This window comes from Aeromonas sp. 600948 (genome assembly GCF_049174875.1).
Classification (GTDB): Bacteria; Pseudomonadota; Gammaproteobacteria; order Enterobacterales; family Aeromonadaceae; genus Aeromonas; species Aeromonas veronii_A.
The window spans coordinates 43,086-68,805 of record NZ_JAAKTY010000009.1 but is presented as its reverse complement, the minus strand read 5'-3'; the positions used below and the strand labels follow the sequence as shown (position 1 = coordinate 68,805).

General features: G+C 57.7%; 24 protein-coding genes and 3 tRNA genes. 12 read left to right on the top strand and 15 right to left on the bottom strand.

Annotated features, from left to right (window positions below; translation table 11 throughout):
- Positions 1–117: 117 nt before the first annotated feature.
- The 11 genes from G5182_RS09865 to lrp all read right to left on the bottom strand — a co-directional run bounded on the left by G5182_RS09865 (position 118) and on the right by lrp (position 12,636).
- Positions 118–510, bottom strand: coding sequence for an MAPEG family protein (locus tag G5182_RS09865; RefSeq protein ID WP_005359993.1), 393 nt, complete (start codon positions 508–510; stop codon positions 118–120).
- A 34-nt stretch (positions 511–544) separates the two neighbouring features.
- A complete protein-coding gene (hemH, locus tag G5182_RS09860) occupies positions 545–1,519 on the bottom strand; it encodes a ferrochelatase (protein ID WP_076494673.1) in 975 nt (324 codons plus the stop codon).
- A gap of 96 nt (positions 1,520–1,615) precedes the next feature.
- Entirely contained in the window at positions 1,616–2,260 is a 645-nt protein-coding gene (adk, locus tag G5182_RS09855) for an adenylate kinase (RefSeq protein WP_005337083.1), read from the bottom strand.
- Positions 2,261–2,563: 303 nt separating this feature from the next.
- A complete protein-coding gene (miaE, locus tag G5182_RS09850; protein WP_227342596.1) occupies positions 2,564–3,322 on the bottom strand; it encodes a tRNA isopentenyl-2-thiomethyl-A-37 hydroxylase MiaE in 759 nt (252 codons plus the stop codon).
- Positions 3,323–3,527: 205 nt separating this feature from the next.
- Positions 3,528–5,048 (bottom strand): amidophosphoribosyltransferase, encoded by a 1,521-nt coding sequence (gene purF, locus G5182_RS09845; protein WP_005351229.1) that lies wholly within the window; start codon positions 5,046–5,048, stop codon positions 3,528–3,530.
- A 21-nt stretch (positions 5,049–5,069) separates the two neighbouring features.
- A complete protein-coding gene (locus G5182_RS09840; RefSeq protein WP_033115174.1) occupies positions 5,070–5,558 on the bottom strand; it encodes a CvpA family protein in 489 nt (162 codons plus the stop codon).
- Positions 5,559–5,745: 187 nt separating this feature from the next.
- Positions 5,746–7,041 (bottom strand): serine--tRNA ligase, encoded by a 1,296-nt coding sequence (gene serS, locus G5182_RS09835; RefSeq protein ID WP_216978961.1) that lies wholly within the window; start codon positions 7,039–7,041, stop codon positions 5,746–5,748.
- A 287-nt stretch (positions 7,042–7,328) separates the two neighbouring features.
- On the bottom strand, positions 7,329–8,666 hold the full coding sequence (locus tag G5182_RS09830; protein ID WP_227342595.1) for a replication-associated recombination protein A: 1,338 nt from the start codon (positions 8,664–8,666) through the stop codon (positions 7,329–7,331).
- Between the two features lie 76 nt (positions 8,667–8,742).
- The gene (gene lolA, locus G5182_RS09825) at positions 8,743–9,351 is read right to left on the bottom strand and encodes an outer membrane lipoprotein chaperone LolA (protein ID WP_041202312.1); all 609 of its coding nucleotides are present in this window, start codon (positions 9,349–9,351) and stop codon (positions 8,743–8,745) included.
- An 80-nt stretch (positions 9,352–9,431) separates the two neighbouring features.
- Positions 9,432–11,942 carry a DNA translocase FtsK gene (locus G5182_RS09820; protein WP_321537288.1) on the bottom strand — a complete coding sequence of 837 codons (2,511 nt, stop codon included), beginning with the start codon at positions 11,940–11,942 and terminating at the stop codon, positions 9,432–9,434.
- Between the two features lie 202 nt (positions 11,943–12,144).
- Positions 12,145–12,636, bottom strand: coding sequence for a leucine-responsive transcriptional regulator Lrp (gene lrp, locus G5182_RS09815; RefSeq protein ID WP_005300047.1), 492 nt, complete (start codon positions 12,634–12,636; stop codon positions 12,145–12,147).
- A 150-nt stretch (positions 12,637–12,786) separates the two neighbouring features.
- On the opposite strand from lrp, the gene ald reads away from it, so the two are divergent.
- From ald to G5182_RS09800, 3 genes are all read left to right on the top strand, one after another.
- Positions 12,787–13,902 carry an alanine dehydrogenase gene (ald, locus tag G5182_RS09810; protein ID WP_227342591.1) on the top strand — a complete coding sequence of 372 codons (1,116 nt, stop codon included), beginning with the start codon at positions 12,787–12,789 and terminating at the stop codon, positions 13,900–13,902.
- Between the two features lie 185 nt (positions 13,903–14,087).
- Positions 14,088–15,038, top strand: coding sequence for a thioredoxin-disulfide reductase (gene trxB / locus G5182_RS09805; RefSeq protein WP_019445530.1), 951 nt, complete (start codon positions 14,088–14,090; stop codon positions 15,036–15,038).
- Positions 15,039–15,100: 62 nt separating this feature from the next.
- On the top strand, positions 15,101–16,348 hold the full coding sequence (locus tag G5182_RS09800; RefSeq protein WP_193860409.1) for a diguanylate cyclase: 1,248 nt from the start codon (positions 15,101–15,103) through the stop codon (positions 16,346–16,348).
- Positions 16,349–16,456: 108 nt separating this feature from the next.
- Here G5182_RS09800 and G5182_RS09795 read toward each other — a convergent pair whose 3' ends face one another.
- Positions 16,457–16,927 carry a glycine zipper 2TM domain-containing protein gene (locus G5182_RS09795; protein WP_227342589.1) on the bottom strand — a complete coding sequence of 157 codons (471 nt, stop codon included), beginning with the start codon at positions 16,925–16,927 and terminating at the stop codon, positions 16,457–16,459.
- 19 nt (positions 16,928–16,946) lie between these two features.
- Between G5182_RS09795 and aat the strand changes: the two genes are divergently transcribed.
- The 3 genes from aat (at position 16,947) to infA (ending at position 18,654) form a co-directional block, all read left to right on the top strand.
- Positions 16,947–17,654, top strand: coding sequence for a leucyl/phenylalanyl-tRNA--protein transferase (aat, locus tag G5182_RS09790; protein WP_042080501.1), 708 nt, complete (start codon positions 16,947–16,949; stop codon positions 17,652–17,654).
- Positions 17,651–18,367, top strand: a complete 717-nt coding sequence (locus G5182_RS09785) for an arginyltransferase (RefSeq protein WP_227342588.1) — start codon at positions 17,651–17,653, stop codon at positions 18,365–18,367. Before aat ends, G5182_RS09785 begins: the two co-directional genes overlap by 4 nt.
- 68 nt (positions 18,368–18,435) lie before the next feature.
- Entirely contained in the window at positions 18,436–18,654 is a 219-nt protein-coding gene (gene infA / locus G5182_RS09780; RefSeq protein ID WP_005300033.1) for a translation initiation factor IF-1, read from the top strand.
- A 68-nt stretch (positions 18,655–18,722) separates the two neighbouring features.
- Here infA and clpA read toward each other — a convergent pair whose 3' ends face one another.
- Entirely contained in the window at positions 18,723–20,978 is a 2,256-nt protein-coding gene (clpA, locus tag G5182_RS09775) for an ATP-dependent Clp protease ATP-binding subunit ClpA (RefSeq protein WP_100653551.1), read from the bottom strand.
- 59 nt (positions 20,979–21,037) lie between these two features.
- Entirely contained in the window at positions 21,038–21,355 is a 318-nt protein-coding gene (clpS, locus tag G5182_RS09770; RefSeq protein WP_005337111.1) for an ATP-dependent Clp protease adapter ClpS, read from the bottom strand.
- Positions 21,356–21,584: 229 nt separating this feature from the next.
- Here clpS and cspD point away from each other — a divergent pair, with 229 nt between their 5' ends.
- Entirely contained in the window at positions 21,585–21,803 is a 219-nt protein-coding gene (gene cspD / locus G5182_RS09765; RefSeq protein ID WP_005300025.1) for a cold shock-like protein CspD, read from the top strand.
- 117 nt (positions 21,804–21,920) lie between these two features.
- Here cspD and folD read toward each other — a convergent pair whose 3' ends face one another.
- Positions 21,921–22,775, bottom strand: a complete 855-nt coding sequence (gene folD / locus G5182_RS09760; protein WP_005337113.1) for a bifunctional methylenetetrahydrofolate dehydrogenase/methenyltetrahydrofolate cyclohydrolase FolD — start codon at positions 22,773–22,775, stop codon at positions 21,921–21,923.
- A gap of 213 nt (positions 22,776–22,988) precedes the next feature.
- On the opposite strand from folD, the gene G5182_RS09755 reads away from it, so the two are divergent.
- From G5182_RS09755 to rstB, 5 genes are all read left to right on the top strand, one after another.
- Positions 22,989–23,065 (top strand) — tRNA-Pro (locus G5182_RS09755).
- 37 nt (positions 23,066–23,102) lie between these two features.
- Positions 23,103–23,179: transfer RNA gene (locus tag G5182_RS09750), tRNA-Arg, on the top strand.
- Positions 23,180–23,231: 52 nt separating this feature from the next.
- A tRNA-His gene (locus tag G5182_RS09745) sits at positions 23,232–23,307 on the top strand.
- Between the two features lie 317 nt (positions 23,308–23,624).
- Entirely contained in the window at positions 23,625–24,335 is a 711-nt protein-coding gene (rstA, locus tag G5182_RS09740; protein WP_227342586.1) for a two-component system response regulator RstA, read from the top strand.
- Between the two features lie 21 nt (positions 24,336–24,356).
- Positions 24,357–25,682, top strand: coding sequence for a two-component system sensor histidine kinase RstB (rstB, locus tag G5182_RS09735; protein ID WP_227342585.1), 1,326 nt, complete (start codon positions 24,357–24,359; stop codon positions 25,680–25,682).
- Positions 25,683–25,720 lie beyond the last annotated feature (38 nt).

The window sequence follows — 25,720 nt, the reverse complement described above, 5'->3', positions numbered from 1 at the left end:
CCCTGTTTAAATAATGGAGTCAGTATAGACAAGGCTTGCAAGGAAAAACGTTTGCCTTTTCACCATAAAAAAACCACCCCGTCCGGGGTGGTTCAATAGCATACAAAGCGCCGGTTTTCAGGCGGCCGCCATCCCCTGCAACAGAGCCAGCACCGAGAAGAGGCCGAGGGCGAGCCAGAACAGCAAGGTGCCCAGAAAACGGGGCACATTGGGGGCTTTGGGGATCTGGATGCCGATGGCATGCAGGATGCGGCCAACCAGTAGCATGGCGCCACCGGCATGCAGCCAGAGCGCACCGGCACCGGAGAGCTCGCACAGCGCCATCAGCAGCAGGGTCAGCGGCACATACTCGGCAAAATTGCCGTGGGCCCGGATCGCCGCCAGCAGCTCGGGGGCCTCCCCCTGTCCTATCATCACCCCGAACTGGGCGCGGCGTTTGACCACCCAGAAGGAGAGCCCTAGAAACAGCAGCCCAAGCAGGCCTGCGTAGATCAGCGTGATATGTACCATGACTCGACTCCTTGTTTGACTGACTGCCGGTCACTCATGCCAATTCGCGGCAGATGAGCGAGACCATCATCCTGATGTGGGCCTGATCGCTGTTGAGGGCCGGAATATATTCAAACCGCTCGCCACCGGCCTCCATGAAGATCTCCCGATTCTGTACCTGAATTTCCTCAAGGGTTTCGAGGCAGTCGGCGGCAAAGGCGGGGCAAATTACATCGAGCCGCTTGACTCCGGCGGCCGGCAGGCCAGCAATGGTCACGTCTGTGTAGGGCTTGAGCCACTCCTCCTTGCCAAAGCGGGACTGGAAGCTGGCCGTCCACTGCCCGGCCTCCAGCCCGAGCGCCTCGGCCAGCAAGCTGGCGGTATGGCGACACTGGTGACCATAGGGGTCCCCTTCGTTCTCGTAGCGCTCGGGAATACCGTGGAACGACATCAGCAGGTGATCACCCTGACCGTGCTGCTCCCAGTGACGGCGCACACTCATGGCCAGCGCCTGAATGTATTCGGGATGGGCGTGATAATCACGAATGAGCCGCACCACCGGCAGATTGCGTTCTCTCTTCATCGCCTTGCCCCAGGCATCGAAGACCGAGGCGGTGGTACTGACCGAATATTGCGGATAGAGCGGCAACAGGATCACCCGGTTGACCCCTTTGGCCTTGAGCGCCTGCCAGCCATCATTCACTGACGGGGAACCATAGGTCATCGCCAGCTCCACCGGCACCTCAACCCCCTCCCGCTTGAGCTCCTGCTCCAGCGCAGCACGCTGCTGCTTGCTTATCACCATCAGCGGCGAGCCCTGCTCGGTCCACACCTGCTGATAGAGCTTGGCCACTTTGGGCGAGCGCGTCGGCAAGATGATGAAGTGGAGCAGCGGACACCAGAGGTAACGGGGCAGGTCCACCACACGGGGATCGTGCAGGAACTGGCTGAGGAACGCTTTGACGGCAGCGGTGGTCGGTGCGGCTGGGGTACCCAGATTGACCAGCAATATTCCGGTTTTCGTGGTCACGTTGGCTTCCTGTCTATCTGTCATTATGCAAAAAGGGCCCGACAGGGCCCTTCTCTATTTATCTGATGGCACGGGAAACAGTGCCGGCAGCAAAGATCAGCCCAGAATGGTGGCAAGCTGCTTGCTGACCAGATCAACCGGCTGAGTGCCGTCGATCTTGACGTAACGGGTGTGGCCCGCTTCCGCCTCTTTGCCGTAGAAACCGATCAGCGGCGCGGTCTGCTGATGATATACATCCAGACGCTTGCGTACTGTGGTCTCTTCGTCGTCGGCGCGGATCACCAGATCTTCACCGGTCACGTCATCCTTGCCTTCCACTTTCGGCGGGTTGAACACCACGTGGTAGGTACGGCCGGAGCCGGAGTGAACGCGACGGCCGCTCATGCGCTTGACGATCTCTTCGTCCGGCACATCGAACTCCAGCACGAAATCAACCACGACACCGGCGTCCTTCATGGCTTGCGCCTGGGGAATGGTGCGCGGGAAACCGTCCAACAGGAAGCCTTTGGCGCAGTCCGGCTGAGCGATGCGCTCTTTCACCAGACCGATGATGATGTCGTCAGAGACCAGCTGACCTGCGTCCATCACAGCTTTGGCTTTCAGACCGAGCTCGGTGCCCGCTTTGATCGCCGCACGCAGCATGTCGCCGGTGGAGATCTGGGGAATACCGTGTTTTTCCATGATGAACTGAGCCTGGGTACCTTTGCCGGCGCCCGGAGCCCCCAACAGAACAATGCGCATACACGCTCCTATTGATTGGTTATTCAAATCTTGCGAAGGCAAAAAAGTACACGGTTTCGCCCGTTTCTACAAGGGTGAGCCACCTGAATGAGCACTTTATCACCACAATAACCGGCTGTTCGAACAGGATTTCATCGCAAGGGGAAGACGCAAAAATAGCCAGGGATTCAGCATAGAGCGCCAAAAGCAGGAAGGAGGTACGACAGAAAAAAAGATCCCGGCTCAGGGCCGGGAATTGCGCTCAAAAGTAACTACTTGTCGCTCGTAGTAGGAACAGGGCAATAGTAGTTTGCCCCCTGTGCGTCAACAACTGTCAGATGTGACAGGCAGGCCGCTATGAAACCGGAACTGGGGATCCGGCGAGCAGATTAGCTCGGCTTCCTGCTTGCCAAAGAAGGCCACCCGCTCGCTGATATCCTCCCCTGCGTACTGTTCGGCCAGGCTCAGGTAATCCTGATAGTGACGCGCTTCGGAGCGCAGCAAAGAGACGTAGAAGCGGCTCAGCTCTTCGTCCAGATGGGGCGCCAGCTTGGCAAACCGCTCGCAGGAGCGGGCCTCGATATAGGCGCCGATGATCATCTTGTCGACTATGGTGGCCGGTTCATGGGTGCGCACATGCTGCATCAACTGGCGGGCATAGCGGGAGGCCGTCACCGGCCCGTATTCGATGCCGCGGGCCTGCATGATCTCCAGCACCTGCTCGAAGTGATGCAGCTCCTCCTGTATGAGCCGCACCATGGGAAACAGCAGCGGATTGCGTTCCAGCTCGGAAAAGACGGTGCGATCAGACTCCCCCATGCTGCGTTTGCCCAGGATCTCGGCCTTCTCCGGAATGGCATCCAGCTCGCGATAGAACTCCAGCTTGGGCAGCAGATGGCGCTTGCCCTTGGGCAGGCAGTAGCGACGCACCAGACTGTGGGCAGTGAGTGCGGCCTTGGTCTCGCAGTTGGCGTGATCGATGAGCAGGGTCGGTAAACGGGCCGGATCCCGCGCCATCTCTACCCACTCATCCGGGGTCTCGCACTGCAAAAACTGGCGCACTGGGGCTAGCAGATCATCCATCTGAACTCTCGTCTCTTAAAAGCGTATCGATCATATATGTTGCCGCCTATGCTAGCGGATCCCGCTGGCCATGCCCATATCCGGCAAGATAAACGGATGTTTTTCAAACAGATACACCCTACCCCTTCTGGCGGTGCGAGGTAGAAACGACAATGGGGGCCACTGGCCCCCATCTCGCTATCCCATCCGGCAAAACCGCAAACGTTTAACTGCCTTCGTTAAAAATTTCCAGATTGCTGGTGCCTTCCTGCCACTCACGCACCGCTTTGGTGTCATCGTTGCGCAGGGCGTTGAGGTGATCCAGATAGGACTGGTCCACGTCGGAGGTGACGTAGTGACCATTGAAGACTGAGGTCTCGAAGTGACGCAGATCCGGGTTGATCTCCCGCACGGCGGCTTCCAGATCTTCCAGATCCTGGAAAATCAGGCCGTCAGCGCCAATCAGCTTGCACACCTCTTCCACTTCGCGGCCATGGGCGATCAGCTCGTTGGCGGTGGGCATGTCGATGCCGTAGACGTTGGGGAAACGAATTTCCGGCGCCGCCGAGGCGAAGTAGACCTTGGCAGCCCCTGCTTCACGGGCCATCTGGATGATCTGCTCGGACGTGGTACCGCGCACTATGCTGTCATCCACCAGCAACACCTTTTTGCCCTTGAATTCGGAGCTGATGGCGTTGAGTTTGCGACGCACCGACTTCTTGCGCTGGGTCTGGCCTGGCATGATAAAGGTACGGCCGATGTAGCGGTTCTTCACGAAGCCCTGACGGTATGGCAGATCCAGGGTGTGGGCGATCTCCAGCGCCACGTCACAGGAGGTCTCGGGGATAGGGATAACCACATCGACGTCGAGATCTTCCCACTCGCGGGCAATCTTCTGACCCAGCTTGCGACCCATGTTGAGGCGGGCGGCGTAGACCGAGACCTTGTCGATGCACGAATCGGGACGGGCGAAATAGACGTATTCGAAGATGCAGGAGCTCATCTGCGGGTTTTCCGCACACTGCTCGGAGAAGAGCTGGCCCTGCTCGGTGATGTAGATGGCTTCACCCGGCGCAATATCCCGCACCGTCTCGAAACCGATGGCGTCGAGTGCCACGCTCTCGGAGGCAAGCATGTACTCCACCTGGCCCTGCTCGTCCTGACGACGACCGAGGATCAGCGGGCGAATGCCGTTGGGATCGCGAAAACCGATGAGACCATGACCAATCACTAGTGAAACCACCGCATAAGCGCCGCGGATCTGCTGATGGGTTCTGCGCACCGCGGCGAAGATATCTTCGGGGCGCAGGGCCATCTTGTCACAACGATCCAGCTCGTGGGCCAGCACGTTCAGCAACACTTCCGAATCGGAGGTGGTGTTGATGTGACGACGGGCGACCTTGAACTGCTGCTCCTTGAGCTCCTTGGCGTTGGTGAGGTTGCCGTTATGGGCCAGCACCATGCCGTAGGGCGAGTTCACATAAAAAGGTTGGGCTTCAGCGGCACTTGAGCTACCTGCGGTGGGATATCTGACATGACCTATGCCGATGTTCCCTTGCAAACGCTGCATGTGGCGCACTTCAAACACGTCCTTCACCAGGCCATTGGCCTTGCGTTGCCGGAAGTTTCCACTATCAATGGTCACGATCCCGGCGGCATCCTGTCCCCTGTGCTGCAACACCGTCAAGGCGTCGTAGAGGGCCTGATTGACGGGGGTGGTGCCAACTATACCGACAATACCACACATGTCTTTGCTACCTCGAAGTCACTATACCTGTTTAAGAAAACTGGATGAGTTCAGCATGAACCCGAAAAACCACTGGATCACCGGCTTGAACTCCGGCACCAGCTTGGATGCCGCCCACCAGTCGCTCTGGGAGAGGCTGGTGAAGGTATCCATGAAAAAAAGCAGGGCACTGACGATCAGTACCCCGCGAATTGCGCCGAAGCAGACTCCAAGCACCCGATCGGTACCGGAGAGCCCCGTCTTGTCCACCAGCAGACCCACCACGTAGTTCACCACGCTGCCCAGGATCAGGGTTGCCACGAACAGGGCCGCGATGGCCAGACCGTTGCGCACCAGCGCATCGGAGAAAGAGGTAAAATAGGCGGCGAGATCAGGATAGAAGTGGCTGGCAATAAAGAAGGCAACGAACCAGGTGACGAGAGACATGGCCTCTTTGACGAAGCCGCGCACCAGGCTGATGAGTGCAGAAAAACCGACGATGCCGATGATGGCGTAATCAATCCAGACCATAGAAAAAGATGTCCTGCGAAATTGCGGCGCAGTCTAACAAAAACGATTGCGCAATGCTTGATAAAATTGTGTTACATGTTCAAAGAGGCGCCGGAAACGCAGATTTATTCACGATAAAAACGGTTGAGCGGCGCCAGAATGCACAACGCCATGGCATGGCCATGGCGTTGTCGTCTGCAACGAGCGCTTACCCGATGTGGGTCAGGCCGCCCATGTAGGATTGCAGCGCAGCCGGGATGGCGATACGGCCATCTGCCTGCTGGTAGTTCTCGATCACGGCGACCAGAGTACGGCCTACAGCCAGACCGGAGCCATTCAGGGTGTGAATGAGCTGCGGCTTGCCATCGACACGCACGCGAGCCTGCATGCGGCGCGCCTGGAAGTCGGTGCAGTTGGAGACGGAAGAGATCTCGCGGTAAGTGTTCTGGGCCGGCAGCCACACTTCCAGATCGTAAGTCTTGGCCGCGCAGAAGCCCATGTCACCGGTAGAGAGCGCCATCACGCGATATGGCAGCTCCAGCAGTTGCAGCACCTTCTCGGCGTGACCCACCATCTCTTCAAGCGCTTCCCAGGATTTCTCCGGGTGAACCAGCTGCACCATTTCGACCTTGTCGAACTGGTGCATACGGATGAGGCCACGGGTATCGCGACCGTAAGAGCCCGCTTCGGAACGGAAGCAGGGGCTGTGAGCGGTCATCTTGATCGGCAGCTCCTGCTCGTCGAAGATCTCGTCGCGCGCCATGTTGGTAAGCGGTACTTCGGAAGTCGGGATCAGGGAGAACTTGCGCACCTTGCCCTCTTCTTCCCCTTCGCCGTCAATACCGGTATTGAACAGATCCTGGGAAAACTTCGGCAGCTGGCCGGTACCGTACAGGCTGTCCGGGTTGACCAGATAAGGTACGTAGCACTCGGTGTAACCGTGTTGCAGGGTGTGCAGATCCAGCATGAACTGGGCCAGGGCGCGGTGCAGACGGGCAATCTGGCCCTTCATCACCACGAAACGGGAACCGGAGAGCTTGACGCCGTTCTTGAAATCGACGCCCTTGGCCGCTTCACCCAGATCGATATGATCCCGTACCGGGAAGTCGAAGTGACGCGGGGTACCCCAGCGACGCACTTCCACGTTGTCGTTTTCGTCACGACCAACAGGGGTAGTTTCGCTCGGCAGGTTGGGGATGGCATCGGCAATGGTTTTCAGCTGGGCCAGCAGGGCATCCAGCTCAACCTTGCTGGTCTCCAGCTCGTCGTTGATCTTGGTCACTTCAGCCTTGAGCGGGGCAACATCTTCACCGCGACGGGCAGCCTCACCGATGGACTTGGAGCGGGCGTTGCGCTCGGCCTGCAGCTCCTGGGTACGGGACTGCAGATCCTTGCGCTTCTCTTCCAGAGCATTGACAGCCGCTACGTCCAGAACGTAGCCACGTGTCGCCAGACGAGCGGCAGCTTCATCGATGTCGCTGCGCAGATATTTGGGATCCAGCATGGGTTACCTACTTTTTTAATAAGGGATCTGGGCCTGAGTCATCATGACGGGCTAAAAAACAGATCCGGAAGTTAACATCGGTTGGCCCCCGTCGCCTTGAGAGTCAGGCCTTCGAAATCAAGAAGATGGTATCAGGCCGAAACCAACGGGGTCAGAGGGGCAGTGTAGCAGACCGCCCCCCTGCCCGAACAGGGACTATTTGGGTCGTTTTTGCCGACTTGTGCGGTCAAACACCCCAATTATTCCGGTACTTGACCAATTTTCATTCTGCTGACAAACAAGCGGGGCTATCGGCCCCGTTTTTGCGAGCTCTGTCGATCCAGCTCTTGGAGATAATCGAGCTTCTGGCCGATCTGCTTTTCAAGGCCACGATCGGTAGGCTGATAGTACTGCTTGCCGGCAAGCTCGGGGGGAAAATACTCCTCCCCCGCGGCATAGGCGCCCGGCTCGTCATGGGCATAGCGATACTCGGCACCATAGCCCAGATCGCTCATCAGCCGGGTCGGCGCATTGCGCAGGTGCACCGGCACCTCGAAGTCAGGGAGGTTTTTGGCATCATTGAGCGCTGCCTTCCAGGCGGTGTAGACCGCATTGCTCTTGGGGGCACAGGCGAGATAGACGATCGCCTGGGCGATAGCCCGCTCCCCTTCCGCCGGCCCGATGCGGTGGAAACAATCCCAGGCAGATAGCGCCACCTGCATGGCACGGGGATCGGCATTGCCCACATCTTCCGAGGCGATGGCCAGCAAGCGGCGGGCAATGTAGAGGGGATCGCAGCCGGCACTCACCATGCGGGCATACCAGTAGAGTGCCGCATCCGGTGCCGAGCCGCGGATAGATTTATGCACCGCCGAGATGAGGTCGTAGAAGTGATCCCCCCCCTTGTCGAAGCGGGCCACATGTTCCCCCGCTACGGCGGCAAGCAGCGCGCTGTCGATCACCCTCGCCCCTGTGCTGTCGGTTTCGGCCATGTCGGCCAACAGCTCCAAATAGTTGAGGGATTTACGCCCGTCCCCATCCACCGCCTTGGCCAGCGCCTCCTTCACCCCGGGGGCAAAGGTGAGCACCGGATCATTGAGACCACGGGGATCGGTCATCGCCTGATCGAGCATGGCGAGGATGTCGCTCTCCTCAAGTCGCTTGAGCAGATAGACCCGAGCACGGGAGAGCAGCGCGTTGTTGAGTTCGAACGAGGGGTTTTCGGTGGTGGCACCGATAAAGGTGATGGTGCCATCTTCGATATGAGGCAGGAACACATCCTGCTGACTCTTGTTGAAGCGGTGCACTTCATCCACGAAGAGGATGGTGCGCACCCCGCGCCAGCTGTTCTCTTTGGCCTTGTCGATGGCGGCGCGGATCTCCTTGATGCCTGAGGTCACTGCCGAGAGTCGCTCCACTTCCGCCTGACAGTAGTGAGCCACCAGCTCCGCCAGCGTGGTTTTACCGGTACCGGGTGGCCCCCACAGGATCATGGAGTGGCAGTGACCCGCCAGGATCGCTTTGCGCAGGGGCTTGTCAGCCCCCAGGATATGTTGCTGACCGATATACTGGTCGAGGTTTTGCGGCCGCATCCGGGCCGCCAGCGGACGAAAGTCCGATGAGAAATCCAGCGACAAGTTGCTCATCTGTATTGACCACCCAGCGTCACGCCACTCGCCTTTGACTGGCGCAGTGGCAAGCAATCCAACGACCGCTTGCTCATTAGCGCTGGTCGTCCAGTTCGACCCCCTTCGGGATCTTGAAAACAAATTCGTTGCCCTTGAGCACCGGCTTGCGGTTGAAGCTGCTCAGGGTGAATTCACTCCACTGCCCTTGCGCCTCTTTCACATCGAAACGACTGATGTTGTCTTGTCTGTCGAAGGTGACACGGAAGGAGGCAATCAGCTCATCCTTGTTACGGCTGGTGACGGTGTAGACATCCCCCTGCTGGGTCACGTCATAGTTCTTCCAGAACTTGTCGTCATTGCCGGCGATCAGAATAAAGGGGGTGTTGAGCACCGCATCTTTCAGCTTGAGGGCGGTCACCTGCTCGACGAAGGGATCATAGACCCAGACATCCTGACCATCGGCAACTATCAGGCTCTCGTCCGGCGAGGTGGTGTGCCAGTTGAAACGGTTTGGCCGCTGCACCAGCAGATCGCCGCTGGCCTTTTGCAGTTCCTTGCCCTTGCTGTCATAGACGGTCTGGGCAAATTTGGCGGAGAAGAGGCTCACCCCCGCCAGCTTCTGTTTGAGATCGCTGGCCGCATCGGCCCACACCTGGCTGCTGGCCATCAGCAGCACGGTACCCATCAACAGTTGTTTTTTCATCACGCTCTTCATAAAGACGCTCTCGATAAAAGGCCACGCCCGCGGAGGGCATGGCCAGGGATAGTATGAAACGGTGAGGCTTAGTCCCGCACCGGCGGCGGTGCCAGCACGTCGCGCTGACCATTGCCACCCGGTGAGCTGACGATGCCCTGATTCTCCATCTGCTCGATGAGACGGGCTGCCCGGTTGTAACCAATCTTGAACTTGCGCTGGACGCTGGAGGTCGAGCCACGGCGGGACTCCACCACAAAAGCGACCGCTTCGTCGAACAGGGGGTCGAGCTCTTCATCGCCACCACCGCCATATTCGCCGCTGCCACCTTCGCCACCCGACTCACCGGAGAGGATCTCCTCGATGTAGTTCGGCTCGCCGCGCAGTTTCCAGTCCGCCACCACCTTGTGCACTTCGTGATCATCGACGAACGCACCGTGTACCCGGGTCGGGTTGGAGGTGCCAGCCGGCATGTAGAGCATGTCGCCCATACCGAGCAGGGATTCGGCGCCGCCCTGATCGATAATGGTACGGGAGTCGATCTTGCTCGATACCTGGAACGAAATACGGGTCGGGATGTTGGCCTTGATAAGACCGGTAATCACATCCACTGACGGACGCTGGGTCGCCAGAATGAGGTGAATACCGGCGGCCCGCGCCTTCTGGGCGATACGGGCGATCAGCTCTTCCACCTTCTTGCCGACGATCATCATCATGTCGGCAAATTCGTCCACCACCACCACGATGTGGGGCAGCTTCTCCAGCTCCGGCGGCATCTGATCCATGGAGTCACCCGGGCGCCACAACGGATCCAGCAGGGGTTCCCCCTCCTCGATGGCGGCCAGCACCTTGTCGTTGTAGCCCTTGAGGTTACGCACCCCGACCGCCGACATCAGCTTGTAACGACGCTCCATCTCGCCCACACACCAGCGCAGGGCGTTGGCGGCATCCTTCATGTCGGTCACCACCTCGGTCAGCAGATGCGGGATCCCTTCGTAGACCGAGAGTTCCAGCATCTTGGGATCGATCATGATGAAGCGCAGATCATCTGGGGATGACTTGTAGAGCATCGAGATGATCATGGTGTTGACCCCTACCGACTTACCGGAACCTGTGGTACCGGCCACCAGCAGGTGCGGCATCTTGGCCAGGTTCACCACCACCGGCTCGCCGGCGATGTCCTGACCCAGGCCCATTGTGAGCGGGTTGCGGCTATCGCGGAAAGCATTGCAGTCGAGGGTTTCACGCAGGTAAACGGTCTGGCGCACCCGGTTGGGCAGCTCGATACCGACATAGGTTTTACCCGGGATCACCTCAACCACCCGCACACTGCTGGCAGACAAGGAGCGGGCCAGATCGCGTGAGAGGTTGGTGATCTTGCTCGCCTTCATGCCCGGCGCCAGATCCAGCTCGAAACGGGTAATGACCGGGCCCGGATAGACACCGACCACCTTGGCCTGCACGTTGTAGTCGGCAAGCTTGGCCTCCACCAGACGGCCCATGCGATCCAGCTCGTCCTTGCTCATCATCTGGGTCTTGGCTGGCGGTCTGTCCAGCAGCTCGATACTCGGCAACGGCGGCATTGTTGACTGCGGACGACGCTTGGGCTTGGTCGGAGCGACGGCTACCGGCGCGGCGACCTCGTCGTCCCCTTCGGCCCAGGGCAGATCCAGATCGTCCTCGTCATCGGCCACAGCCAGTAGCGGCTGGCGGCGCCCATTGGCAGCCGCCACCGCACGTTTCGGTTTGGCAGCCGGAGCCGGCTCATCATCTTCATCATCAAACTGTGGGTCGAACTCGAAGGTATCGTCGTCGAGTTCCGGCAGCCACTCTTCGGCTGCAGCCTTCTGGTTCTTGGCCTTGGGCTTGCGCGTCCAGCTGGTGTGCGGCTCATCTTCCTCGTCATCAAACGCGATGGCCCCTACCCCGCCTTCCAGCAAGGGATCCGGCCCCTCGTTGCGGGGTTGACGCCAGCCACCGGTCAGCCAGCGGCCGAGGGTGGTCGGGAAGTGGTAAACAGCACTGACCGAACCGGTACAGGCCGCACCGATCTGCTCGACAATAGTGAGCCAGGACCAGCCGGTAAACAGGGTGATGCCGGTTGCCACGAAGCAGAGCAGCATCAGGTTGGCCCCGACGCCGCCAAACAGCGGCACCACTGCAGAAGCGATCACATCCCCCACCAGACCACCGGCGGAGAAGTTTTGCATATCGTTGAAGTTCATGCTGGCAATGGCCGACATGCCGAGCACGGTCAGGATAAAGCCGATGATCCGCACCCCCAGGGTGAGGTAATCCACATCGAGCAGACGGCTCGGGCGCCAGAACAGACTCCAGCCCAGCAGCACCACCAGCGGCGGCACCAGATAGGAGAAGGCACCAAAGGTAAACATGGTGATATCGGCGAGCCAGGCACCGGCACTACCGGCGAGGTTCTTCACCTCCCCTTGCCAGGAGGTCTGGGACCAGCCGGGATCAGCGGGATGATAGGACAACAGGGCAAGCAGAAGATAAGCAGCCATCAGGGTGATGGCGATCAAGACGGCTTCGAAGATCCGTTGTGTACCTGATAAAGGAGTAAACAGCTTTTTATCGGCCAAACTCCGGCTCCTTTCTGAAAACATGTAATGCAGGAAATAAGGGGGCCTAGTATCCCCGAAAAGCCCATCGATTGTCAGCCAGAGCCTGATGGGACGGGGCCATATTTGCAATTATCTTTACAAGAAGAAACGAGCGGACCGGCCGCTCGTTTCTGACTGTCATGGTGTCTCATATGGAAAAGATACCACGGCATAACCTGCTTTATCGGGTGCTGATCACCAGACGACTGCTCTGCTTGACCTCTTCCATCACCACGTAGGTGCGGGTGTCATTGACACCGGGCAGACGCAGCAGGGTTTCCCCCAACAGACGGCGGTAAGCCGACATGTCGCTGACTCGGGTCTTGAGCAGATAGTCGAAGTCACCGGAAACCAGATGACACTCCTGGATCTCTTCGAGCACCTGAACAGCCTTGTTGAACTGTTCAAACACATCAGGCGCCCCGCGATTGAGGGTTATCTCTACAAACACCAGCAGAGATGCGTCCAGATAATGAGGGTTCAGAATAGCGGCATATCCTTCGATATAACCTTGTCGCTCGAGGCGACGAACCCGTTCCAGACACGGTGTAGGACTCAGGCCAACTCGCTTGGACAACTCAACATTCGAAATCCTGCCATCCTTTTGCAGTTCATTAAGAATGTTGCGGTCAATCCTGTCCAAATCCTTTAGCCGACTCTTAGCTTCCATCATTTTATTCCATCCTTTGGCTATTTTTTGGTAAGAATCACCAGTCATTTTATAATTATGGTCACAAATCCTGTCAATACCTGAATATACTAGGCGCAAATGTTGGTTAACATTTTGGCAACATGAAACACCAATCTATAGACGAGGGATAGCATGATTATCGGTGTACCTAAAGAGATAAAAAACCATGAATACCGCGTAGGCATGGTTCCGGCCAGTGTACGTGAACTGACAGCACGAAACCATACTGTTTTCGTCCAAAGCGGTGCCGGAAACGGCATTGGCTTCAGCGATGCAGATTATATCGCTGTTGGAGCCGAAATTTTGGCCTCTGCAGCAGAGGTTTTCGCCAAAGCCGAGATGATCGTCAAGGTCAAGGAACCTCAGCCTGTCGAATGTGCCATGCTGCGTCCGGGTCAGACCCTGTTCACCTATCTGCATCTGGCGCCAGACTTGCCCCAGACCGAAGCCCTGCTGAAAAGCGGCGCCATCTGTATCGCCTATGAAACCGTCACCGACGGCCGTGGGGGCCTGCCCCTGCTGGCCCCCATGTCGGAAGTGGCCGGACGCATGTCTATTCAGGCGGGTGCCCAGGCGCTGGAAAAATCGCGCGGTGGGAGCGGTGTTCTGCTTGGCGGCGTACCCGGTGTCGAACCGGCCAAGGTGGTGATCATCGGTGGCGGCGTGGTCGGCTCCAATGCGGCCCGCATGGCCATTGGCCTGCGCGCGGATGTGACCATCCTCGACAACAACGTCGATACCCTGCGCCGTCTCGATAACGAGTTCCAGGGAGCGGCCAAGGTGGTCTACTCCAACAGCGAGACGCTGGAGCGCCATCTGCTGGCGGCCGATCTGGTCATCGGCGGCGTGCTGGTACCGGGTGCCACTGCGCCAAAACTTGTCCGCCGTGACCACATTGCGCGCATGAAGCCGGGTTCTGCCATCGTCGATGTGGCCATCGATCAGGGCGGCTGTGTGGAAACCTCCCACTCCACCACCCACCAGGATCCGACCTATATCGTCGATGAGGTGGTGCACTACTGTGTCGCCAACATGCCGGGGGCGGTGGCCCGCACCTCGACCGTGGCGCTCAACAATGCCACCCTCCCCTTTATTATCAAGCTGGCCCAGCAAGGGTATCGTCAGGCACTGCTGAGCGACCCCAACCTGTTGCACGGGCTCAACGTGATGGAGGGCAAGCTCACCTGCAAGGAAGTGGCCGTGGCACATGGCCTTGCCTACACGGATCCCCTGACCCTGCTGAACTGATCTGCTCTGGCCTGCGCCAGTTGGAGATGAGTGAAAATCCGCCCGCGATGGGCGGTTTTTTTATTCCTTTATTTTGCATGTCACCCCTTGTGAACACGATTAGTGCAATCGACTCACCAGCCTTTGACCCCGGATCACGAATTACCTACAATCGCGCAAACTCATCACATCCCGGAAATGACATCATGAGCCAAGTCACTCACAGCAAATTGCTGATCTTAGGGTCAGGCCCGGCCGGTTACACCGCGGCCGTCTATGCCGCCCGCGCCAACCTCAATCCCCTGCTCATCACCGGCATGCAGCAAGGGGGTCAGCTGACCACCACCACCGAAGTGGAAAACTGGCCAGGTGATCCGGAAGGCCTGACCGGCCCGGCCCTGATGGAACGCATGAAAGAGCATGCGGAGAAGTTCGATACCCGCATCCTGTTTGATCACATCAACAGTGTCGAACTGACTCAGCGCCCGTTCCGCCTCAAAGGGGACAACGGCGAATACACCTGCGATGCCCTGATCATTGCGACCGGCGCCTCCGCCAAGTATCTGGGCCTGCCCTCCGAAGAGGCCTTCAAAGGGCGCGGCGTCTCTGCCTGTGCCACCTGTGACGGTTTCTTCTACCGCAATCAGGAAGTGGCGGTGATCGGCGGTGGCAACACCGCAGTTGAAGAAGCCTTGTATCTGGCCAACATCGCCAAGAAGGTGCACCTGATCCACCGCCGCGACGAATTCCGTGCCGAGAAGATCCTGATCAAGCGTCTGCACGACAAGGTTGCGAGCGGCAACATCGTGCTGCACACCCACCAGACCCTGGACGAAGTGCTGGGTGATCAGATGGGGGTCACCGGTGTGCGCCTGCGCAACACTCAGGACAACAGCACCAGCGAGCTACCGCTGATGGGCGTCTTCATCGCCATCGGCCACCAGCCCAATACCCAGATCTTCGATGGCCAGCTTGAGATGCAAAACGGCTATCTGAAGGTACGTGGCGGCCTCGACGGTTTTGCCACCCAGACCAGCATTGAAGGAGTCTTCGCTGCTGGCGATGTGGCCGATCACAACTACCGTCAGGCGATCACCTCTGCCGGTACCGGCTGCATGGCAGCCCTCGATGCCGAACGCTACCTCGACGCGCAATAAACAAGCGCAGTTGTGATATAAGGCATACCAGTCGGTATGCCTTTTTTATTTAAAGGAGTCTAATGAAACAGAAGATATTGATTGTCGAAGATAGCCTGACCATCCGCCGTATGCTGACTCAGGCCATTGCCCAGCAGACAGGCCTCGAGATCGATGCCTTCGATACCCTCGAAGGCGCCCGTCACTGTCGGGGCGAGGAGTATGTGGTCGCGCTGGTGGACTTAACCTTGCCGGATGCGCCCCGTGGCGAAGCGGTCAACGAGCTGCTGGCTCGAGGTTTGCCGGTGGTGATCCTCACTGCCGACATCAGCGAGGATAAACGTGCCGCCTGGCTGGAAACCGGCGTGTTGGACTATGTGATGAAGGATTCCCGCCACTCGCTGCAATATGCAGTCAGTCTGGTGCACCGCCTCTATCTCAACCAGTCGATCGAAGTGCTGGTAGTCGACGACTCACGCACCTCCCGTCACCGCACCATGGCCCAGTTGCGCAAGCAGTTGTTGCAGGTGCATGAGGCCAGTCATGCCCGTGAAGCGATGGCGATGCTGGAGCAACACCCGGACATCCGGCTGGCACTGGTCGACTACTATATGCCGGATATCGATGGCATCAGTCTGGTGCGGATGCTGAGAGAGCGTTACAGCAAGCAGCAGCTCGCGATTATCGGGATCTCGGTCTCGGACAAGCGCGGTCTCTCTGCTCGCTACCTCAAGCAAGGCGCCAACGACTTTCTCAACCAGCCGTTCGAGCCGGAAGAGCTGCAGTGTCGGGTCAGCCACAATCTGGAAGCGCTCGAGCAGTTCAACAGCATTCAGGAGTCAGCCAATCGTGATTACCTGACCGGTCTCTACAACCGGCGCTACTGGTTCAACGAAGGGCAAAAATGGTTTGAAGAGCATCAGCGCCAACAGACGCCTCTTGCACTCTGTGTGCTCGATGTGGATCACTTCAAGCAGGTCAACGATCACTGGGGCCATGCCATCGGCGATCAACTGCTCTGCCATCTGACCCGGCTACTGACCCAGTTCTTCCCCGATGCCATGATCGCCCGGTTTGGCGGAGAGGAGTTTGCCATGATGGTGCCTCACTGTACCGTCCCCGTGTTGATCAAGCGTCTTGAAGGGCTGCGTCAGCAGCTGCGCCAGCAACCCTTGTCACCGGAAAACCCGCTCTTTGTTCGCGCCAGTTACGGCGTGATCAGCGTCGGGCGGATATCCATGGACGAGGCGCTGAGCGTAGCGGATCGGCTGCTCTATCAGGCAAAGAACACCGGTCGCGATAAGATAGTCTCTCAAGAGACAGCTATCTGAATCCTCAGGGCATCAGTCCCGTGTATTACCGCCCGACAGACTTTCCGACAGGAGAGTCTGCGGGTTCCTTCCCTGCCACAGTCTCCCCATCACCATGACTATCGAAAGTCAGTAAGTCTTGTCGACTCGCACCCCATCATCGAAGTAGAGAATGCGCACCTTGTCCCCATTGGCAAAGACCATGGCGGGATCATAATCCTGGATCACGTTGATAAGGGCATTTTGCTCGTTGCGGATCAGCAGCTCCACCAACTTGTTTTCCACCACGGTTCCCTCGGACTGGTATTGCTGCGCAGCCGCAGCACCTGCGAGCGCGCCGACGGCGGTGGCGATTTCACGGCCATGACCGCCACCAAACTGGTTCCCCAGCAGGCCGCCCAACACAGCCCCCCCCAGCGTCTTCCAGCCAGAGTGCTCTGACTCCAGGATCTGGCGCTGGGTAATATTGCGCACCGTTTCGACCTGACCAAACACCACCAGATTGACCGGCCGCGCGGTATTGCGCTGGTAGACCTCCGCCCCGGCGGGCGCCGTGACAAAGCAGAGCAAGCTGGATACTATCAGGATAATGGCCTTCATCTATGAACCTCGTTGCCTTATGTCTCGCTATCTTACCCAACTGGATGATGAGCTTTGCTGGTTTCCCGACCCCAGCCATGCGCTGGAAGAGCCCAACGGCTTGCTGGCGATCGGCGGAGATCTCTCCCCTGCCAGATTGCTGGCAGCTTACCACAAGGGGATCTTCCCGTGGAATGAACCCCACCAGCCGACCCTGTGGTGGTCACCGGACCCCCGCGGAGTGATCCGCCCAGACCAACTCCATGTGGGACGGACACTGCAGAAGATTATCCGCCGTACCCCATTCGATATTTCCGTCAATCGCGCCTTTAATGAAGTCATTACCGCCTGCGCCGCCCCTCGTCGCACTGCCGATGGCACCTGGATCAGCCAACCCATGATCGAGGCCTACCAGCAGTTGCACCGGCTGGGTCATGCCCACTCTATCGAGATCTGGCAGGAGGGAGAGCTGCAAGCGGGACTGTATGGCCTCTCTATCGGCCGACTGTTTTGCGGTGAATCCATGTTCAGCCGGATTGATAACGGCGCCAAACTTGCCATGGTGGCACTCTGTCGCCACTTCGCCCGCCATCACGGCGCCCTCATCGATTGCCAGATGCAGAACCCGTTTCTGGCGACCCTGGGTATCGAGGAGTGGCCAAGGGCCCGTTTTCTGGCAGAGCTGGCGCGCCTTGGCCATCAACCACTGTTGGCTTCCTGCTGGCAAGAGGGGGAGATCAGCTTATGACTGAAGAAGTGATCCTCAAAGTAGGGCTGACTCCCAAGCATCCCTGCAGTTATCTGGATCATGAACAGGAGCAGTTGCTGGTGCTCATGGATCACAATCTGCTCAACGCCAACGGTTACGAGCGATTGTTGACTGCCGGTTTTCGCCGCAGTGGCAACGACATCTATCGCCCCCACTGCCCGGCGTGCCATGCCTGCCAGTCCCTTCGTATTCACAGCGAACGCTTTCGTCCCAGCCGCGGCCAGAAGCGGATCCGCCAGCTCAACAGGGATATCGAGATCGTCCTGAGCTACGATGACAAGCCCGAGTATTACCTGCTCTACGAACGCTATATCCGCGAACGCCATCACGATGGCAGCATGTATCCCCCCAACCGCAGCCAGTATCGCGGGTTTCTCCATTGTGACTGGATGCCGCCGCTCTACCTGGAGATGCGCAAAGATGGCCACCTGATCGGTGTCGCCACCACAGACCTGCTGCCCCACTCCTTGAGTGCCATGTACACCTTCTTCGATCCGGATTATGCCGATCGCTCCCTGGGCACCTTTGCCATCCTCTGCCAGCTCGATCTGGCCAGGAGAACCGGGCGAAGCTGGCTCTATCTTGGCTATCTGGTAGAGGCGTGTCGCAAGATGAATTACAAACGCAATTACCTCCCTCACGAGCTGTTAATTCAGGGGGAATGGAAAAATATCGACACCAAGCCCGAGTAAACTTTACACATAGCCTTAAATCCGGCATGATCCAGCGGTTTTTTGTTGTGGCTTATCAAGAGGATTCAATGGCTAAAGAAGACAGTATTGAGATGCAGGGCACTATTCTCGAAACCCTGCCCAATACCATGTTCCGTGTGGAACTGGAGAATGGTCACGTGGTTATCGCTCATATTTCAGGCAAGATGCGCAAAAACTACATTCGTATCCTGACTGGAGACAAAGTAACGGTAGCACTGACTCCCTACGATCTCTCCAAGGGACGTATTGTTTTCCGCTCTCGCTAAGCCAGGAATTCAGCAAAAAACCCCAACCTTTCGGTTGGGGTTTTTTGTCGTTTTCTGATCACTGACGCTTAGTGGGAAACAGCTTCAACATTGACCTGAAAATCAAAGCTGAGGCTGTCATTTACCAACTCAACCTTCACAATTCCCCCGTCAACCAGTGAACCGAACAGGATCTCGTTGGCCAGGGGTTTCTTGAGGTGCTCCTGGATCACCCGCCCCATCGGTCTGGCGCCCATGGCTCTGTCATATCCCTTCTCTGCCAACCAGTGGCGGGCACGCTCGGACACCTCGAGAGAAACTCCCTTCGCATCCAGTTGAACCTGCAATTCGACAATGAACTTGTCGACCACCTGATGGATCACCGTCATATCGAGATGGTTGAACCAGATGGTGTGATCAAGCCGGTTACGAAACTCCGGACTGAAGGTCTTGTTGATCACCGCCATGGCATCGTGGCTCAAATCCTGTTGCTGGAAGCCAATCGATTTGCGTTGGGTCTCCTGCACACCGGCGTTGGTAGTCATCACCAAAATGACGTTACGGAAATCCGCCTTGCGCCCGTTGTTATCGGTCAGGGTGCCGTTGTCCATCACCTGCAACAGCAGATTGAATACGTCCGGGTGAGCTTTCTCAATTTCGTCAAGCAACACAACGGAATGAGGATGCTTGATCACCGCATCAGTCAGCAGACCACCCTGCTCAAAACCAACATAGCCGGGAGGCGCACCAATCAGACGAGATACGGTGTGGCGTTCCATGTACTCGGACATATCAAAGCGCAGCATCTCGACACCCAGCGCCTTGCCAAGCTGCTGGGTGACCTCGGTCTTACCCACCCCGGTCGGACCAGCAAAGAGGAAGCAACCAACCGGGCGACGCTCGTTACCCAAACCTGAACGAGAGAGGCGAATCGCATCGGTCAGCACCTCGATGGCTTTATCCTGACCAAAGACCACCATCTTCAGATTGCGTTCCAAGTTCTTCAGTACTTCTTTATCTGAAGAGGAGACTGATTTTTCCGGAATGCGGGCGATCTTGGCCACAATGGACTCAATTTCCTGCACATTGATCACTTTCTTGCGCTTGCTCGCCGGCAGCAACCGTTGACCGGCACCCGCCTCATCGATCACATCGATCGCCTTGTCGGGCAAGTGACGATCATTGATGTACTTGGCAGAAAGCTCGGCAGCTGCACGGATCGCCTTGGCGGTATAGCGCACGCCGTGGTGGGCTTCATAGCGACTCTTGAGCCCCATCAGGATGCGAGTGGTGTCATCGATAGTCGGCTCGACAATATCGATCTTCTGGAAGCGACGGGCCAGCGCACGGTCTTTCTCGAAGATCTGGGCATACTCCTGATAAGTGGTGGATCCCACACAGCGGAGCAAACCATTGGAGAGCAGCGGCTTGATCAGGTTGGCTGCATCCAGCTGACCACCGGATGCCGCACCGGCACCGATGATGGTGTGGATCTCGTCGATAAAGAGGATGGCCCCTTCCTGACGCTCAATCTGCTTGAGCAATACCTTGAGGCGCTTCTCGAAATCACCACGGTATTTGGTGCCCGCCAGAAGAGAACCCATATCCAGCGAATAGATGGTACTGCCCGCAATCACCTCGGGGACATCCCCCTTGACGATGCGATAGGCCAACCCTTCGGCAATGGCGGTTTTACCCACGCCCGCTTCACCCACCAGCAGCGGGTTGTTCTTGCGACGGCGGCAGAGCACCTGAATGGTACGGTTGAGCTCCTGATCACGACCAATCAGCGGATCGATGCGCCCTTCCAGCACCAGCTGGTTCAGGTTGGTGGCAAAGCTTTCGATCTGGGCGGCCGAAACATCATCATCAGACTCGGGATTGTTATTGCTGCCGAGATCCGGCTTGTTATCCTTGCGCACCCCGTGGGAGAGGAAATTGACGACGTCGAGACGGCTGATCTCGGCTTTTTTCAGGAAATAGGCAGCTTGTGACTCCTGTTCACTGAAGATAGCGACCAGCACGTTGGCACCACTGACTTCGGTATTGCCGGAGGATTGCACATGGAAGACTGCACGCTGCAACACGCGCTGGAAGCCCAAAGTCGGCTGGGTTTCCCGATCTTCATCGTCGCGCGGTATGAGCGGAGTAGTTTGGGTGATGAATGCGCGGATCTCCTTGCGCATCTGCTCAACATCGGCACCACAAGAGCTCAGCGCCTCATGGGCTGAACTGTTATCCAGAAGGGCTAACAACAGGTGCTCGACGGTCATGAATTCGTGGCGCTCGTCACGGGCCAGTTTGAAAGCCTCGTTCAGCGTCTTTTCTAGATCTTTATTCAACATAGGCACCTCCCCTAGTACAGCTACAATGTGGTGTCACACTCGCCATCAAGTCATCAGATTCAAGCCTTTTCCATAGTACAGAGCAGTGGATGTTCGTTGTTACGTGCATAGGTGTTGACTTGGACAACCTTGGTTTCGGCGATCTCTGCGGTAAACATGCCGCAGACACCCTTACCACTATAATGCACACTCAGCATGACCTGAGTCGCCTTGTCCAAATCCATACCAAAGAACTTTTGCAGCACCTCCACCACAAACTCCATGGGCGTGTAGTCATCGTTGTTCAACACAACCTTATACATGGGTGGCGGCTGCAGCTTTGTTTTCTCTGCTTCTGCAATCTCTTCATTAGCAAAGAGTTCTTTCTGCTTGCTCATAATCGCGCTTTGGTACCTCTAGATTACTACCGTCTAACACAAGGTTGTCAATAGACTTGTTAACCAGATCACATCAGCTGTTAACAACTTCTTGACTCGCTCAAAAGTTAGACTAGATTGGTTACTTGCTAATCTGTGCCCGTCTGCTATGGGCCCATGTCCCTAGTTATAAAGGGCTGGCGCAGGTTACTCAACGACTTCTGGGTAATCAATAAAAGGATGTAGAAGTATGGCAACCGGCACAGTTAAGTGGTTTAACAACGCAAAAGGATTTGGGTTTATCTGTCCGGAAGGGGGCGGTGAGGATATCTTCGCTCACTACTCCACGATTCAAATGGAGGGCTACAAGACCCTGAAAGCGGGTCAGGCTGTCAATTTTGAACTGCAACAGGGGCCGAAAGGAAATCACGCTTCTGTGATTGTGCCAAACGAAGCACAAAATATGTAAATAACACTCGTTGGATAAATAAAAAACCGGTTCCTCTCTGAGCAACCGGTTTTTTATTGTCAGATTTCTGGCCAACCCTGCCTCCTCACGGGATCACAGGGTTATCACCAACCATGATCAGTCGTGATATTCACTGCAGGCGATCAGGGTATTTTCCATCAGGCTGGCGACCGTCATCGGGCCCACGCCACCGGGTACCGGGGTAATGAAGGAGGCATGGCTGCGCGCCGTCTCAAACTCTACATCCCCGACCAGCGAGCCATCAGCCAGGCGGTTGATGCCCACATCGATCACCAATGCCCCCGGTTTGATCCACTCGCCAGGTATGAAGTTGGGCTTGCCGACCGCAACAACCAGCAGATCGGCACGGCGTACCTGCTCTTCCAGATCCCGCGTAAAACGGTGACAGGTCGTGGTTGTGCAGCCCGCCAGCAACAATTCGAGGGTCATGGGACGCCCGACGATGTTGGAAGCACCGACCACAACGGCGTGCAAACCATGGGTTTTGACACCGGTGGTTTCAATCAGCGTCATGATCCCTTTCGGAGTGCAGGGGCGCAGCGCCGGAATACGTTGGGCCAGACGGCCGACGTTATACGGGTGAAATCCATCTACATCCTTGTCAGGCTGGATCCGCTCCAGCACCTGAGTGGTATCAAAGTGATCCGGCAACGGCAGCTGAACCAGAATGCCATCTACGTGGCTATCCGCATTCAACTGGTCGATCAGCGCCAGCAACTCTTCCTGACTGGCGGTTGCACTCAGATCATAGGAGCGGGAGAGAAACCCCACCTCCTCACATGCCCGACGCTTGCTGCCGACATAGACCTGAGAGGCGGGATCCGCCCCCACCAGAATGACTGCCAGCCCTGGAGCCCGTTTCCCTGCCGCCAACCGCTGTTGGACTTGCGCCGCGACCTGGCTGCGAATCGTTTGCGCAACCTGTTTTCCATCTATGATTTTGGCAGACATCGTTCTCCACTCACCATGTGTTCAACTGCCGCGCATTGTCGCATTTTTTTAGCCGGGATGTTAGCGGCAGACGCACGCCATACCTGTAGCGGGCAATAAGTAGGCACTTGAATTTACTGGGGGAAAAAGTCGTTGACGCTGGCCCTTACGCTTGGCTATGATGCCCGCCCGTTGCCCAGCACGACTCTTGTCGATATGCTGGTCAGGGATTTTCGGTGATTAGCGCAGCCCGGTAGCGCATCTGGTTTGGGACCAGAGGGTCAAAGGTTCGAATCCTTTATCACCGACCATGTTCATCAACTCGTCATCAAGACGAGTTGATACAAAGCGCCCTTAGCTCAGTTGGATAGAGCAACGGCCTTCTAAGCCGTGGGTCGCAGGTTCGAATCCTGCAGGGCGCGCCATTGATACTCTCCTTTTCTTCTGGATTGGCGAGTGTTGATGAAGATTTTAGTGGTGGCTGTAGCTCAGTTGGTAGAGTCCCGGATTGTGATTCCGGTTGTCGTGGGTTCGAGCCCCATCAGCCACCCCATTATTTTGTCGATAATCGCCGCAAGGTGGTGTCCATCGACTTGGAGCAGTGACCTTCTGGTCTGCTCCGCGAAAAACCGGCCTTGGCCGGTTTTTTTGTTTTTGCGCTCGACAGCACCTTACCTTGTCTGCAAGGCCATCATCCTCCAGATCGATAAACGCGGCTCCGCCCATTTGTCACGATGTGCGCCTCCTCATCGATACACACAGCCACTCTCCCCCACACATCAGCCTGCCCGGTTCTTTTTCTGTATTTCCCAAGCGCCATTGATATGCTGATCGCTCTTCTTCTCTCCTGCTTTCCGTTGGAGCTTTTCTATGCAACGCATTCTTTTTGTCGAAGATGATCCCGAGATTGGCCAGCTCATCAGCAGTTGGCTCGGTCGCCACGATATGGACGTGATCCTCGAGCCCAGAGGGGACATGGCGCTGGCCCGAATCGAGGCCGAACAGCCCGATCTGGTGCTGCTCGATATCATGTTGCCGGGGCAAGATGGCATGTCCCTCTGTCGGGATCTTCGGCCACGCTTCGACGGCCCCATCGTAATGCTCACCTCGCTGGATAGCGACATGAACCAGATCCTGAGTCTGGAACTGGGCGCCAACGACTACATCCTTAAAACCACCCCGCCCCCCGTGCTACTGGCCCGACTTCGGGTGCAGTTTCGCCAACACCAGCAAGCATCAACCCAACCGGCCGCCACCAGCAGCGTTCCCCAGCAACTGCAATTTGGTCTGCTGCGGGTGGATGGTCCGGGGCGAGATGTGCGCCTCGATGGCGAGAGCATTGCTCTCTCGACCGCCGACTTTGATCTGCTGTGGGAGCTCGCCTGCCACGCGGGCCAAATCTTGAGTCGGGAAGCCCTCTTTCGCAGCTTGCGCGGCCGGGAGTACGACGGCCAGGATCGCAGCATGGATGTGGCCATCTCCCGCCTGCGCCGCAAACTGGGTGATAACCACGACAACCCGACCCGGATCAAGACGGTGCGCCAGAAAGGTTACCTCTTCGTCCCCCACGCCTGGGCATAACCCTCTTTCGGGAGCACCGCCATGCGCCGCCTCTTTATCCAGTTCTATCTGTTGTTGATCGGCTGTTTCACGCTGGCCATCCTGCTGGTTGGCGTGGTCTATCAGGTGACCGCCGAACGGGCGGGTGATCGCTATCTCGAACGCATGATGCAGGGCTCTCTTGGCCTGTTGACCGGCGAGTTGGCAAGAACTCCACCCGAGCGCTGGCCCGATCGACTGGCCGAGCAGAGCAGTCAGTTTACCCTCCCCCTCAAGATCGGCGAGCTGACACGCCAGCCCTTGGCCAGCGAGGATCAGGCCTTTCTGGCCGCCGGCAACATTGTCATCGTCGAGGAGGATGACACCTTCCTGCAGCGCATCCCCGATACCGATCGGGTGCTGATTGTCGGCCCTGTCCCCTACCTCTCCTACCTGCATGAGCTGCACTGGGTCGATGTAGGGCTGTTGCTGGTGATCGGCCTATCCCTCGGCCTGCCCATCCTTCTGTGGTTGCGTCCCCACTGGCGCGGCTTGCAGCAGTTGGAGCAAACCGCACGTCGCGTAGGCGATGGGGATCTCTCCTGCCGAACCAATCTGCCACCGGGCAGCAGTCTGGCCCGGGTGGGGCTTACCTTCGATCAGATGACCGCCCAGCTGCAAGCCATGCTCACCAGTCGCAAGCAGCTGACCGATGCCATCGCCCATGAGCTGCGTACCCCGCTGGTCAGATTGCGCTATCGGCTTGCCATGCTCGATCCTGCCCCTGCCGCAGAAGAGCAGCGAGCACTGGAGCGGGATCTGGGCGCGCTGGACTCGCTTATCGAAGAGATGCTGACCTACGCCAAGCTGGACAGGCCGGAGCTTCCGCTGCAGCGGGATGAACTGGAGCTCGGCAGTTGGGCAGAGCATCACCTCGGCGACTGGCAAGCGTTGCGGCCGGAGAAACATCTGACCCTCGCTCTGCCTCCCATCAAGATGCCCTGGTGCGGCGATCAGCGTCTGCTGACGCGCGCGGTGGAGAACCTCATCGGCAATGCCCTGCGCTACGCCGAGAGGGAGGTTACCCTCTCCATCTCGCGGCTGCAGGAGAACTATTTGCTGGAGGTGAGCGACAATGGGCCGGGGATCGATCCGGCGCTGGCGCCCCAGATCTTCGAGCCGTTCGTGCGTCTTGATCAGAGTCGGGATCGCCGCACCGGCGGCACCGGGCTGGGGCTCGCCATTGTGCGCAGCATAGCGCTCCACCATGGTGGTGATGTGGCATTGCTTCCCGCCGCCAAGGGAGCCCGCTTCTGCCTCACCCTGCCTGTACATTTGGATACAAACCGTCACCAACCGCTCACTGAAGGGCCGCTGCTACCGTCATAGGATGACTGTCATGGAGAACGCTCCATAACATCAACCCG